This is a genomic window from Mesorhizobium sp. GW821-FHT04C10 (assembly GCF_059420305.1).
Window position 1 is genome coordinate 561,202 of the sequence record NZ_JBWKTL010000001.1, and the last position, 14,089, is coordinate 575,290.

The 14,089-nt window shown below is 64.8% G+C and carries 12 protein-coding genes; all 12 read left to right on the forward strand.

The features are described 5' to 3' along the window. Positions 1-49: 49 nt before the first annotated feature. The 12 genes from AC07UC_RS02580 (at position 50) to AC07UC_RS02635 (ending at position 14,018) form a co-directional block, all read left to right on the forward strand. A complete protein-coding gene (locus AC07UC_RS02580; protein WP_494903837.1) occupies positions 50-1,984 on the forward strand; it encodes a bifunctional 5-dehydro-2-deoxygluconokinase/5-dehydro-2-deoxyphosphogluconate aldolase in 1,935 nt (644 codons plus the stop codon). A 34-nt stretch (positions 1,985-2,018) separates the two neighbouring features. Further along, positions 2,019-3,869 (forward strand): 3D-(3,5/4)-trihydroxycyclohexane-1,2-dione acylhydrolase (decyclizing), encoded by a 1,851-nt coding sequence (gene iolD / locus AC07UC_RS02585; RefSeq protein ID WP_494903839.1) that lies wholly within the window; start codon positions 2,019-2,021, stop codon positions 3,867-3,869. Positions 3,870-3,976: 107 nt separating this feature from the next. Continuing rightward, positions 3,977-4,894 (forward strand): myo-inosose-2 dehydratase, encoded by a 918-nt coding sequence (gene iolE / locus AC07UC_RS02590; RefSeq protein WP_494903841.1) that lies wholly within the window; start codon positions 3,977-3,979, stop codon positions 4,892-4,894. A gap of 43 nt (positions 4,895-4,937) precedes the next feature. Next, positions 4,938-5,156: a DUF3329 domain-containing protein gene (locus AC07UC_RS02595; RefSeq protein ID WP_140770427.1), complete on the forward strand. Its 219-nt coding sequence runs from the start codon at positions 4,938-4,940 to the stop codon at positions 5,154-5,156. Positions 5,157-5,355: 199 nt separating this feature from the next. After that, positions 5,356-6,168, forward strand: a complete 813-nt coding sequence (gene iolB / locus AC07UC_RS02600) for a 5-deoxy-glucuronate isomerase (RefSeq protein ID WP_494903843.1) — start codon at positions 5,356-5,358, stop codon at positions 6,166-6,168. Positions 6,169-6,321: 153 nt separating this feature from the next. Next, a complete protein-coding gene (locus AC07UC_RS02605; protein ID WP_140770433.1) occupies positions 6,322-7,029 on the forward strand; it encodes a DUF1045 domain-containing protein in 708 nt (235 codons plus the stop codon). A gap of 36 nt (positions 7,030-7,065) precedes the next feature. Further along, positions 7,066-8,205, forward strand: a complete 1,140-nt coding sequence (locus AC07UC_RS02610; protein ID WP_494903846.1) for an alpha-D-ribose 1-methylphosphonate 5-triphosphate diphosphatase — start codon at positions 7,066-7,068, stop codon at positions 8,203-8,205. Continuing rightward, positions 8,202-8,831, forward strand: a complete 630-nt coding sequence (phnN, locus tag AC07UC_RS02615) for a phosphonate metabolism protein/1,5-bisphosphokinase (PRPP-forming) PhnN (protein WP_181179708.1) — start codon at positions 8,202-8,204, stop codon at positions 8,829-8,831. The genes AC07UC_RS02610 and phnN overlap by 4 nt, the downstream gene beginning before the upstream one ends. Before the next feature lie 283 nt (positions 8,832-9,114). Then, a complete protein-coding gene (locus tag AC07UC_RS02620; RefSeq protein WP_494903848.1) occupies positions 9,115-10,038 on the forward strand; it encodes a MurR/RpiR family transcriptional regulator in 924 nt (307 codons plus the stop codon). Between the two features lie 74 nt (positions 10,039-10,112). Then, positions 10,113-11,117, forward strand: a complete 1,005-nt coding sequence (locus AC07UC_RS02625; RefSeq protein WP_494903850.1) for an ABC transporter substrate-binding protein — start codon at positions 10,113-10,115, stop codon at positions 11,115-11,117. 37 nt (positions 11,118-11,154) lie between these two features. Then, positions 11,155-12,978: an ABC transporter permease gene (locus AC07UC_RS02630; protein ID WP_494903852.1), complete on the forward strand. Its 1,824-nt coding sequence runs from the start codon at positions 11,155-11,157 to the stop codon at positions 12,976-12,978. Continuing rightward, complete coding sequence (locus AC07UC_RS02635) at positions 12,975-14,018, forward strand: ABC transporter ATP-binding protein (protein WP_140770443.1); 1,044 nt, start codon at positions 12,975-12,977, stop codon at positions 14,016-14,018. Before AC07UC_RS02630 ends, AC07UC_RS02635 begins: the two co-directional genes overlap by 4 nt. The last annotated feature ends 71 nt before the right edge of the window (positions 14,019-14,089 follow it).

The following is a 14,089-nucleotide window of genomic DNA, read 5'->3' on the forward strand; positions in this document are numbered from 1 at the left end:
TTACCCAAACAAATGTTGTTCCTGACAACAAGACCGACGGGAGGTTCCAATGAGCGAAGCCGTGGACTTAAAACAGGCGCCGCTCGACGTCATCACCATCGGTCGCGCTTCCGTCGACCTCTATGGCCAGCAGATCGGCTCGCGGCTGGAGGACATCACCTCCTTTGCCAAGTCGGTCGGCGGCTGCCCGGCCAACATCTCGGTCGGCACGGCCAGGCTCGGCCTGCGCTCGGCGCTGCTGACGCGCGTCGGCGACGAGCAGATGGGCCGCTTCATCCGCGAACAGCTCAAGCGCGAAGGCGTCAACACCGACGGCCTGAAGACGGACAAAGAGCGCCTGACGGCTCTGGTGCTGCTCTCGGTCGAGAGCGAAGGCGTCTCGCCGATGATCTTTTATCGCAGCGACTGCGCCGACATGGCGCTGGCGCCGGAGGACATCGACGAGGCGTTCATCGCTTCGGCGCGTTCGATCGTCGTCACCGGCACGCATTTTTCCCGCCCCAACAGCGACGCCGCCCAGCGCAAGGCGATCCGCATCATGAAGGCCAGGGGCGGCAAGGTTGTCTTCGACATCGACTATCGGCCCAATTTGTGGGGCCTCGCCGGCCATGCCGAAGGCTTCGAGCGCTATGTGAAGTCGGACCGCGTCTCGGCCCAGCTGAAGACGGTGCTGCCCGATTGCGATCTCATCGTCGGCACCGAGGAAGAGATCATGATCGCCTCGGGCGCGGACGACTGCCTGAGCGCGCTGAAGACGATCCGCGCGCTGTCCTCGGCCACCATCGTACTGAAGCGCGGCGCCATGGGCTGCATCGTCTATGACGGACCGATCAGCGAAGATCTGGAAGACGGCATCGTCGGCAAGGGTTTCCCGATCGAGATCTACAATGTGCTGGGCGCCGGCGACGCCTTCATGTCCGGCTTCCTGCGCGGCTGGCTGGGTGGGGAAGACCATGCGACCGCGGCGACCTGGGCCAATGCCTGCGGCGCCTTTGCCGTGTCGCGGCTGCTGTGCGCGCCGGAATATCCGACCTTCGAGGAGCTGCAGTTCTTCCTCAAGAACGGCAGCAAGCACCGGGCCTTGCGCAAGGACGAGGCGATCAACCACATCCATTGGGCGACCACCCGCCGGCGCGACATTCCCTCGCTGATGGCGCTCGCCTGCGACCATCGTGTGCAGCTCGAGGACGTGGCGGCCAAGGCCGGCGCCGATCCTGCGCGCATCCGCGATTTCAAGGTTCTGGCGGTCAAGGCGGCGGCCAAGGTCGCCGCCGGCCGCGACGGCTACGGCATGCTGATCGACGAAAAGCATGGCCGCGAGGCGATGTTCGAATTCGCCAGGCATCCCTTCGCATGGCTTGGACGGCCGGTGGAACTGCCGGGTTCAAGGCCACTGCGCTTCGAGTTCGCACAGGACATCGGCTCGCAACTGGTGGAATGGCCGGTCGACCACTGCATCAAGTGCCTGTGTTTCTACCATCCCGACGATCCGGCGGCACTCAAGGAAGAACAGCAGCAGAAATTGCGCGCGCTGTTCGAGGCGGCACGGAAAGTCGGCCGGGAACTGCTGATCGAGATCATCGCCGGCAAGCACGGCAAGCTCGACGACACCACCATTCCGCGCGCGCTGGAGGAACTCTATGCGCTTGGCATCAAGCCCGACTGGTGGAAGCTGGAGCCGCAGGCTTCGAGCGGCGCCTGGGCCAGGATCGAAGCGGTGATCCTGAAGCATGATCCGTGGTGCCGCGGCATCGTCCTGCTTGGCCTGGAAGCGCCGCAGGACGAGCTGGAGGCGGCTTTCGCCGCCACCGCCAAGGCACCCATCGTCAAGGGGTTTGCCGTCGGCCGCACCATCTTCGTCCACGCGGCCGAGGAGTGGCTGGCCGGCAGGATGTCGGATGACGAGGCTGTCGCCGACATGGCCTCGCGCTTCGAGCAACTGACCGAAGCGTGGCTTGCCGCGCGCGGACGCAAGGCGGCATAAGAAGGCGCGGCACAAGGACTGCGGAGGAAACACAATGAGCAAGACAATCCGCCTGACGATGGCGCAGGCGCTGACCCGCTTCCTGTCACGCCAGATGACCGAGATCGACGGCAGACGAGTGCCGATCTTCGGTGGTGTCTGGGCGATCTTCGGCCATGGCAATGTCGCCGGCGTCGGCGAGGCGCTCTACCAGGTGCGCGACGAATTGCCGACCTTCCGCGCCCACAATGAGCAGGCGATGGCGCATGCGGCGATCGCCTACGCCAAGGCCAATTTCCGCCGCCGCTTCATGGCCGCGACCTCTTCGATCGGCCCGGGCGCGCTCAACATGGTGACGGCCGCGGCGCTTGCCCATGTAAACCGGTTGCCTGTCCTGTTTTTGCCCGGCGACGTCTTTGCCAACCGCATCCCCGACCCGGTGCTGCAGCAGGTCGAGGATTTTTCCGACGGCACGGCAACGGTCAATGACTGTTTCCGCCCGGTGTCGCGCTATTTCGACCGCATCACCCGGCCTGAGCAGATCATCCCGGCACTCAGCCGCGCCATGCAGGTGCTGACCGATCCGGCCGATTGCGGGCCGGTGACGCTGTCGCTTTGCCAGGATGTGCAGGCCGAGGCCTATGATTATCCCGAGAGCTTCTTTGCCGAACGGGTCTGGCACCAGCGCCGGCCGCGCCCGGACCGCCATGAGCTTGCCGCGGCTGTCGCGGCGCTGAAGGGTGCTAAGAAGCCGCTGATCATTGCCGGCGGCGGCGTGCTCTATTCTCAAGCCTCAAGCGAACTGGCCAAATTCGTCGAAGCCGCCGGCATTCCGGTCTGCGAGACGCAAGGCGGCAAATCCTCGCTGCCGGACGATCATCCGCTCAACATGGGGGCAGTCGGCGTCACCGGCACTTCGGCGGCCAACCGGCTGGCGGAAGAAGCCGATGTGGTGCTGGCCATCGGCACGCGGCTGCAGGATTTCACCACCGGCTCGTGGGCGCTGTTCAAGAATTCCGGCAAGACCATCATCGGGCTCAACGTCCAGCCTTTCGATGCCGGCAAGCACCGGGCGCTGCCGCTGGTCGCCGATGCGGCCGAAGGGCTAGCTGAACTCGGTGCCGCTCTGAAGGGCTGGAAAGTGCCTGCCGCCTGGACCGACAATGCAGCCACCGGCAAGAAGGCCTGGCAGGCCGACGCGGCCAAGGTGACGGCGTCGACCAATGCCGCTTTCCCTTCCGACGCGCAGGTGATCGGTGCCGTGCAGCGGGCCATGGGCTCAGGCGTGACGCTGCTGAATGCATCGGGCGGCCTGCCGGGCGAACTGCATAAGCTCTGGCAGGCGGGCGCGCCCGGCTCGTACCATGGCGAATACGGGTTCTCCACCATGGGTTACGAGATCGCCGGCGGGCTCGGCGCCAAGATGGCCAAGCCCGACCAGGAGGTCGTCGTCATGATCGGCGACGGCTCCTACCTGATGATGAATTCCGAAATCGCCACATCGGTTATGCTCGGCTTGAAGCTGACCATCGTGCTGCTCGACAACCGTGGCTATGGCTGCATCAACCGGCTGCAGATGGCGACCGGCGGCGCCAACTTCAACAATCTCCTGAAGGACGCGCGCCACGAGATCCTGCCCGATGTGGACTTCGCCGCCCATGCGGCGAGCCTGGGCGCGATATCAGAGAAAGTACCCTCGATCGCCGGGCTCGAAAACGCGCTGCAGAAGGCCAAGAAGAACGACCGCACCACCGTTGTGGTCATCGACACCGATCCGCTGGTTTCCACCGATGCCGGCGGCCACTGGTGGGACGTGGCGGTGCCGGAAGTCTCGGCGCGACCACAGGTCAACGCGGCGCGCAAGGCCTATGACGAGAAGCGCCAGATGCAGAGCGTCGGCGATTGATGCGAGCTCCCTTCTCCCCGTCCCTATACGGGGAGAAGGTGCCGGCAGGCGGATGAGGGGCGGCGCCAGCGGCCAAAGAATGAACTGTTCTAATCTGGAGTGACGACTTGAAAGCCAAACTGGGCATGTCCCCCATCGCGTGGTGGAACGACGATCTTGCGGAACTGAGCGATGACGTGTCGCTGGAGGAGTGCCTGCGCCAGTCGCGTTCGGCCGGCTTCACCGGCATGGAAATGGGCCGGCGTTTTCCCAACGACCCCGCCGTCATGCTGCCGATCCTGAAAGCGGCCGACGTGACGCTGTGCGGCGGCTGGTTTTCCGGAACGCTGGTCGATGAGGAGATGGGCAAGAACAAGGACCGCATCCAGCCGATGATCGACCTGTTCAAGGCGGTCAATGCGCCCTGCATCGTCTATGGCGAGGTCGGCCGCTCGATCCAGGGCGACCGGTCGAAGCCGCTCGCCACCAAGCCGAAGCTCACCAGTGACGAAATGAAGGCCTATGGAAGGCGCCTGACCGAGTTCGGTGAATGGTGCGCCGAGCAAGGCATGCCGCTTTCCTACCACCACCACATGGCGGCGGTGGTCGAGACCGAGCCGGAACTCGATGCCTTCATGCGCCATTCCGGGGCGGGGATTCCGCTGCTGCTCGATGCCGGGCACCTGGCCTTTGCCGGCGGCGACGTGCTGCGCGCCATCGACAACCACCACAAGCGCATCAGCCATGTCCATGTGAAGGATGTGCGCATGGGCGTGATCGACAAGCTCGACCGCACGAAACAGTCCTTCCTGGACGCGGTGGCGCTCGGCGCCTTCACCGTGCCGGGCGATGGCTCGCTCGATTTCGGCGCCATCGTGCAGCGCTTCGCCGACCATGGCTATGAAGGCTGGTTCGTGGTCGAGGCCGAGCAGGACCCGAAGAAGAACCCGCCGCTCAAGATGGCGCAGGTCGGCCACAAGGAACTGATGCGGGTGATGACATCAGCCGGTTACATGGTCGAAACCCAGGGTTTTCCGAATGCCTGACGCGATGGGTTCACGGCGAGGCAGGTTGCTGTAGATTGGCCCGATGAAAGATTCCGAGCACCCGTTCTTCCGCCCCTTGTGGCGGCGTGTCGCCGTCGTCGCGGTCTGCGTCATCTGGTCGATCATCGAGTTCGCCACCGGCACGCCGTTCTGGGGCGTCATTGCGCTCGGCTTCGCCGGCTATGGCGTCTGGCAGTTTTTTTATCTGTACAAGCCGGTTGATGAGAGCAAGGCGACGGCCGAGGCCGAACCGAAGGAGTAACTGATCGCGTGCGTTGGCGATTAGCTTGCGGCGCTTCCACCTTCGTCATCCTAGGACGGAGCAAGGAGCGCAGCGACGCAGCGCAGACCCTAGGATGACGAAGATGGAAGCGCGCCGACCAAAGATTTGCGATGGCCCTTTCAAACAGACGGCTTGGCTTCACGGAGCCCCTCAAGCCAGTGGAATAGGAGAGACAAAAATGTCGAAGCTGCTCGTGAAGGCCGACAAGAGCCATGGCCGCGTCGCCCACGTCACGCCGAAAAGCGCCGGCTGGACCTATGTCGGTTTCGACCTGCATCGGCTGCGGCCTGGCGAAAGCGCCTCGGGAAAGACGGACGATCGCGAGGTCTGCCTGGTGTTCGTCACTGGCAAGGGCACCGCGAAAGCCGGCGGCAAGGATCTTGGCCTGCTCGGGGAACGCATGTCGCCCTTCGAAGGCAAGCCTTGGTCGGTCTATATCCCCGAGGGATCGGACTGGTCGGTAACGGCCGATACCGAACTGGAACTGGCGGTGTGCTCGGCGCCCGGTCTTGGCGGCGGCCTGCCGGTTCGGGTGATCGGACCCGACGATCTCGGCCAGGAGGTGCGCGGCAAGGGCACCAACACCCGTTACGTCACCAACATCCTGCCGGAAGGCAAGCCGGCGGACTCGCTGCTGGTGGTCGAGGTCATCACGCCCGGCGGCCACACGTCGAGCTACCCGCCGCACAAGCATGACCAGGACAATCTGCCTGATGAATCCTATCTCGAGGAAACCTACTATCACCGTCTCAACCCGCCGCAGGGCTTTGCCTTCCAGCGCGTCTACACCGACGCCGACAAGAACGGCCATCGCGCGCTGGACGAAGCCATGGCGATCGAGGATGGCGATGTCGTGCTGGTGCCCGAGGGTTATCACCCCTGCGCCGCCTGCCATGGCTATGATCTTTACTATCTCAACGTCATGGCCGGGCCGAAGCGGACGTGGAAATTCCACAATGCCCCCGAGCACGAATGGTTGATGAAGGCCTGATCATTCCGGCGGCGCCGGCTGAAGTTATTGGTCCAGCTTGAAAAAATCGTCGGCTAAGGACCGCCTGGCTCGATTTGCCTTCGAAAACCCTTCAAAGCTTCGTCAATCCGTCATGGAAATCACCTATGGCAACGGATCTGACGAGGACTTCCCATGCGTTATGCCATCTATTTCACCCCCCGGCAGGACGAACCGCTGGCGCGGATCGCCGCGAATTGGCTGGGCCGCGACCCGTTCGGCGCGGCGACAAGGCCGGTCGAGGCCGTGGCCGATCTGGCGGCGGCGGAAGTTGCCTTTCACACCGCTTCGGCCCGCCGCTATGGCTTCCACGCGACGCTGAAAGCCCCCTTCCGGCTTGCGGCCAACGAGAGCGAGACCTCGCTGCGCGCGGGGCTCGACCATTTCGCCGAAGCGACGCCGGTGGTGACGATACCGCGGCTCGTCGTCAGTCAGATCGACAGCTTCTTCGCGCTGGTGCCCGAGGGACCGTTGCCTTCGCTCAACCGTTTCGCCGACGAGGTCGTGCGCGACTTCGACCGCTTTCGCGCGCCACTGACCGAGGCCGAGATCGAGCGGCGCAGCCCCGATTCGCTGAAGCCGGCCGAGTTCCGCAATCTCTGCCAGTGGGGCTACCCCTATGTCTTCGAGACCTTTCGCTTCCACATGACGCTGTCGGGTCGGGTCGGGCCACAGGAAAGCCCTCGTCTTCGCCTAGCAATCGACAGCCTGTTCGCCGAAGTGCTGCAACAACCTGTGCTGGTGGACGCGCTGACGCTGTTTGTCGAGACCGAACCCGGGGCGCCGTTCATGGTGCTTTCCCAGCACGCGCTGGGACGCCGACCGGCCAGAAAAATCGCCTGAACAAGCCCTGTCCCAAATGATCAAGGACTGCCCGAAATGACCGCCGAGACCGTTCTTTCCAACGCCCGCATCGTGCTTGCCGACGAGATCGTCGAAGGGTCGCTGGTGCTACGCGACGGCTTCATCGCCGGCATCGATGCCGGTGCTGCCCGCACCGGCGAGGACATGGGCGGCGACTATGTCATTCCGGGGCTGGTCGAACTGCACACCGACCACCTCGAGGGCCATTACGCACCACGGCCGAAGGTACGCTGGAACCCGATCGCCGCGGTGCTTGCCCATGACGCCCAGGTGGCGACGGCCGGCATCACCACCGTGCTCGACGCCTTGCGCGTCGGCATGGATGAGGACGCCGATCTCACCTTGGCCGATATCCGCAAGCTGGCCGATGCAATCGAGGACAGCGTCGCGCAGGATCGTCTGCGCGCCGATCATTTCCTGCATCTGCGTTGCGAGGTTTCGGCGCCGGATTGCCTGCAGGCCTTCGCCAATTTCGATCAGGACGACCGGGTCAAGTTGGCCTCGCTGATGGACCATGCGCCCGGCCAGCGTCAGTTCGTCAATCTCGAAACCTATGCCTATTACTACCAGCGCAAGCTGAAGCTGACCGACCGCGACTTCAAATTGTTCTGCGAGAAGCGGATGGCGGAATCGGCGCGCTATTCTGCGCCGAACCGCGCGGTGATCGCCGCTGCCTGCCAAGAGCGCGGCATCGTGCTCGCCAGCCATGACGACGCCACGTCGAGCCATGTCGACGAGGCGATCGAGCAAGGCGTGCGGGTCGCCGAGTTCCCGACCACCGAGGAAGCGGCGCGCGCTTCGAAGGCCGCGGGCCTGGGCGTGCTGATGGGCGCGCCTAACGTCATGCGCGGCGCTTCGCATTCGGGCAATGTCTCGGCGCGCACGCTGGCCAGCGACGGCCTGCTCGACATACTGTCATCCGACTATATTCCGTTCAGCCTGATCCAGTCGGCCTTCTTCCTCGGCGACATGGTCGAAGGCATTTCGCTGCCGCAGGCGGTCGCCATGGTTTCGAAGAACCCGGCGGAAGCCGTTGGCCTGACCGACCGCGGCATCATCGAACAGGGCCGCCGCGCCGATCTGGTGCGCGTGCGTGTCGACGACCATGTTCCGGTCGTGCGCACCGTCTGGCGTCAGGGGCGCCGGGTCGCATGATGGTGTCGGCCTTGATCGAACGTGAACTGTCCGCCGAGACGTTTCCGATCCGCCACGGCGTCTTTGTCGCCGTCGTGGGGCCTAGTGGCGCCGGCAAGGACACGGTGATCGGCTACGCCCGCGCGCTCTTTGCCGACGAGAGCCGGCTGGAGTTCGTCCGCCGCGTCATCACCAGGCCGAGCGATGCCGCGAGCGAGGATCACGACACGCTGGCCGACGCGGCCTTTGTCGAGGCCGAGGCCGACGGCGCCTTCGCAATCTCGTGGGAAGCACACGGCTTGCGCTATGGCCTGCCCGCCGACGTCGACTGGTCGGTCGCCAATGGCCATGTCGCGGTCGCCAATGTGTCGCGCGCGATCATCCCCACCTTGCGCGAGCGCTATGCCAATCTGGCCATTGTCGAGATCACCGCCTCGCCTGATGTGCTGGCCGAGCGGCTGGCAATGCGGGGCCGCGAGTCGCGCGGCGAAGTGCTGGCGCGCCTGGCGCGCAGCGCCAACGTCACCCTGTCCGGCCCCGGCGTCACCTCGATCGACAACAGCGGCCAACGCGAGGTCGCCGGCGAACGTTTCGCCGAGCTGCTGCGCAAGGCAATGGCCTTCTCCGACATGTCGGGTATGATCTGATTCAACTCGCCAGCGTGATTCCGGCACCACGACTTGACTAAAAGACGACTTGAGGCACGCCGACTGAAGTCGCTTGGCGCGAGCCGCCTTGGCGTGAGCAATCTCCAGATTTGATTTCGCCGCATCATGGCGCACGGCCACGTATCCGGTGCATCGCTGCTGTTCGCCGCTGGCAGGCCGCATGCCCGCCCGCGCCTGGCCGCCGGTGTCACACCGCTGTAACAGACATTTCGGATGGTGGCTCTCGTTGTAATCACTACAGGCAGCGAACGAGCCGGCCACCATGACTTATGATGCACCCGAAGAGCAGAAAATGACGGTCGACGCCCTTGTCCAGGCGGCGCTCGATAGCCTGCCGCCCGCCGAGCAGCGCATGGCGCGGTTCTTCGTCGACCAGAAGCAGGCTGTGCTCCTGGGGTCCGCGGCCGAGATCGCCGAGCAGGCCGGCGCCAGCGACGCCACCGTGGTCCGGACGGCGCGCTCGCTTGGTTTCGATAGCCTCTCGGCGCTTCGCCAGATGCTGCTGTCGGACCTCACCGGTACCCCGTCACCCGGCAAGCGACTGGCGCGCACCTTGCAGGAGACCGGCGACGACGGCGCGGCAGCGTTGCGGCACGTGATCGACATCCACGAAAGCGTGCTCGATGTGCTCAAGCGCCCGGAAATGGCGGCCGCATTCGAGCGCAGTATCGACATCCTGGCGCGGGCCAATCGCCGCCATGTCTTCGGCATCGGTCCGTCGGGCGCCATGGCCGATTATGCCAGTTTGCAGTTCAACCGGATCGGGCTGCCGACCAGCGCGCTGTCGGTATCGGGAATTGCGCTCGCCGACCGGCTGCTGTGGCTGGGCAAGGGGGACGCGGTGCTGATGATGGCCTATGCGCCGCTCTACCGCGAGGTCGAGGTTGTTCTCGAGCAAGCCATGCAGATCGACGTCCCGGTCGTGCTGATCAGCGACAATCTGGCTCCGCTTGTCTCGGGCAAGGTGGCCGAGACGCTGCCCATTCCGCGCGGCAAGGCCGATCACCTGGCCATGCATGGCGGCACGATCGTTCTCCTCGAGGCGATGATCATCGGGCTGGCGAAGCGGGCCAGCGAAGCCGCCTTTGACAGCCTCGAACGGTTGAGCTCGCTGCGCGGCTCGATCGACAAGGCGTGGATCAAACGAGGCGTCAAAAAGAATAAATCAAAAAACTCCGGGAAATGACATAAAATGTTCAAGTAACATTCGTATGATATGATGGGTGTTACTTTGCCAATGGCAATTTACTGGAGATAACCATGAAAACCGGCACAATATTCTGCTTTGCAATTGGCTTGAGCACGCTCGCCTTGACGATGCCTGTTTCGGCATCCGACCTGGTGCTTTACGACGCACTCGATTTCGCCGGCCCGGTGGCCAAGGCCTTCCAGGCCAAGACCGGCCTTACGGTCGACGTCGTCGAGCCCGGCAGCACCGGCGAGACGCTGGGCAAGATCGCCGCGGAAGGCAACAACCCGCAGTTCGACATCGTCTGGCTCGACGGCTCGGCGGTGATGGAGCGCATGGCGGCCGACCACGTGCTGCAGGCCATTCCCGCCGCCGCCTACGACAAGGTGGCGTTCACCGATCTCGGCAAGTCGCTGATCCCGCAAAGCCGCGCTTTCCTGCCGACCGGCACCAGCACCACCGCCATCGAGGTCAACACCAAGAAGGTGCCGGCCGACAAGATGCCCAAATCCTGGGCCGACCTTCAGTCCTTCGCAGGCGGCGTCGCGGCCAAGGATCCGAACCTGTCGGGACCGGCCTATCAATGGCTGGCCGGCTTCTTCCAGACCAACGGCCTCGATGCCGGCAAGGCGCTGCTGGCCAAGACGCTGACCAACAAGGCGCTGTCGGGCCTGTCGAGCGGCGGCAAGGTGAACAAGGCCGTGCTGACCGGCGATGCCTCGGTCGGCATCAACCAGGACAGCGCCATCTTTTCGAAGATCGCGGCCGGCGAGCCCGTCGTCGCGGTCTATCCGAGCGAGGGTTCGGTGTCGCTGCCGCAAGGCCTCGGCATCAGCGCCAAGACCCAGCATATGGACGCGGCCGAGAAATTCATCGACTTCGTCACCAGCGCCGAGGGCCAGGCCGCCATGCAGAACGGCGATGACACGGACTTCTTCTTCATTCCGGTCATCAAGGGCGTCAACGCCAAGCCCGGCCGCGAAACCAACATCACCTACACGCATCTCGACGACGCCATGGCCTCTGCCCATGAGGCCGAATGGAAGCAGTGGTACAAGGATAATTTCGTCCAGTGATCCGGCTGTCTGAGCCCAACTTGTTCTGGCAATGACAATGATCCAGCATACAGGCGCCGCGGTATCAGCCCGTCGCGCCGGCACCAGCAGCCTGCCGCGAGGCGGGCTGACGGTGCTTGTTCGCGGCGGCGGGTCATTTGCCGTCTACGCCGTGTTTGCCCTGCTGATCGGATTGCCGCTTGCCCTGGTGCTGGTCCAGGCGGTCATGCCGGACCTGTTCGCCGCGCAGAATCCCGACAACAGCTTGAGCCTCGAGCCCTTGTCCCGCGTGTTCAATTCGCCTTATCTCGCCAGGTCGGTCCTGCACTCGCTCGAACTCGGCATGCTGGTCGCTTGCACCACGACGGTCCTGGGCGGAGCCTTCGCCGTCCTTGTCCAGCGCTGCGACATCCCGTTGCGTGCCGCGATTTCGGCGGTGCCGTGGCTGGTTTTCCTGACGCCATCCTATCTCAAGGCGCTCGCCTGGGTGCTGCTGATGTCGCCTGGCGGCTATCTGGCGCAATTCGGTTTGCTGCCGTCCTGGCTGGGCGCTTCGTTTTTCGGGCTGACCGGGCTGGTGTTCGTCCACACGCTCAGCCTGTTCCCGCTGGCGGCCTTCATCATCGGCAGCGCGCTTGCCGGACTGGGCAGCGAGTTGGAGGATGCAGCCCGGCTCTCCGGCGCCGCACCGCTGCGGATCTGGCTGCGCATCAACGGCCCCTTGCTGGCGCCGGCCATCGCCCTGAGCTTCATCGCCACCTTCGCCGAGGTGCTGTCCGATTTCGGCCTCGCCTCGACCATCGCCAGAATGTCCGATTTCGGTGTCCTGACCTACGGCATCTACGCCGCTGCCAGCGATTATCCCGTCGACTTTCCCGCCGCCGGCGCCCAGGCTCTCGTGCTGCTCAGCCTTGTCCTGCTGGTCGTTGTGGGAGACCGGCTGCTGCGCCGCCGCGCCGACCCGCGCCTGATTTCCGGCCGCGCCAGGCCGGCCCGGCTCTACACTCTCGGCCCATGGCGATGGCCCGCCATCGCGGCGGCCCTTGCCATTGCCTTCCTGGCGCTCGCCTTGCCGCTTGCTGCGATCGCGGCGCGCGCGCTGACGCAGACGCTTGGCCATGGGCTGATCTGGAGCAACTTCACCACGGTCAATGTGGCGGCAGCACTCAGTCCGGACACCGCGGCCAATGACGGGCTGTTGCGCAGCCTCTTCTATGCCGGACTGACGGCGGTCATCGCCAGCGCGCTCGCCTTGCTTTTGTCGGCACAACTCGACCGCGCGAGCCCTGTGCTCCGCACAGCCGTCATCGGCCTGTCCCTGGGCGCGGTGGCGATACCGGGCATCGTGCTTGGCTTCGGCTATATCCTGGTCTGGAATCGCCTGCCGGGATTCCGCGACTGGCCATTCCCCCATTATGGCGATGGGTCGCTGCTGGTCATGGGCTATGTCGCCGCCGCCCTTCCCTATTGCCTGGTGGTGATCCTTTCGGCGATCGGCCAGCTGGCGCCGAGCCTGACGGACGCGGCGCGCCTGCATGGCGTCGGGACAATCCGAAGACTGCTTTCGATCACCTTGCCGCTGGTCCTGCTCAGCGTGGTAACGGCCTTCCTGCTGACGTTCATCCGCACCGTCTTCGAACTGCCGATCTCGCAGATGCTCATTCCCCAGAGCGGGCCGCCGGCGCCGACGCTGATCCTGAAACTGTTCAGCCATGACCGTGATGGGCTGGCATCGGCCATCGCGTTGGTCGCCATGGCGGCCGCCGGCATCGGCGCGGCGCTGGTCTGGTACCCGCTTCGGCGATTCGTCAAACCGCGTCGCGGCGCAGGGGCTGCCGATGCGGGCAGCAATCACATCGCCAGCGCGGAAACCCTGTCATGACTGCTTCCCTGCATTGTGCCGGCATCTGCAAGTCGCTCGGCGGACGTCCCATCCTGACCGACCTCGACCTCAGGATCGATGCCGGCGAGGTGGTGTCGCTTCTCGGCGCCAGCGGGTCGGGCAAGACAACGCTCCTGCGTATCATTGCCGGACTGGTCGAGCCCGAAAGAGGGCTGATCACATTGGACGGGCGTGTGGTGTGGAGCGAGACCTCGGTCATCCCGGCCGAAAGGCGGCGGATCGGCATGGTCTTCCAGGACTATGCGCTGTGGCCGCACATGACGGTCGCCAACAATCTGGCCTTCGGGCTCAAGGCACAACGGCTTTCGGATCGCGACATCGCCCAGCGGCTCGCCCACGCGCTCGACGTCACCCGCCTTGCCCCCTACCGCGATCGCTATCCCACAGAACTCTCTGGCGGCCAGCAGCAGCGCGTCGCCATCGCGCGCTGCCTCGCCGCGCGTCCCGCGCTGATGCTGTTCGACGAGCCGCTGAGCAACCTCGACGCGGCCCTCAGGGAGGACATGCGCATCGAAATGATGGAGCTGGTGCGCCGCGAGGCCATCACCGTCGTCTATGTGACGCATGACCAGGCGGAGGCGATGGCGGTCTCCGACCGCATCGCCATCATGCGGGCAGGCGAGATCGTCCAGTTCGACACGCCGCGCGCGATCTACGAAGCACCCGCCGACTCCTTCGTGGCCAGCTTCATCGGCGGCTTTTCGGTCGTTCACGGTCAGGTCCGCGACGAACGCTTCAAGATCGCCGAGACCGATGCCGAAGCCGTGCGTACGCCTGGCGCCCGCTCCGGCGCCGGAATGCTGGTCATCCGCCCCGAAGACGCGCGGCCGGCCGACGCCTATCCCGACAGCCGGCTGCAGGGCAAGGTTCTGTCGAGCGCCTTCCAGGGCCGATGCTGGCGGCTGGCGGTTGACCTCGGCCCGCAGCGCGTGCGGCTCGACTGGCCCGAAGCGCCGCCGATTGGCGCTTCGCTCATCTTTTCACTGCCACCGGAGCGCTGTGTGGTGCTGACCGCATAAGTGATCTGGATACGATCCCGAAGCTAGAAATGACCGGCCAAAAAGATCATGGTCGAGCAAGACAACGCAGG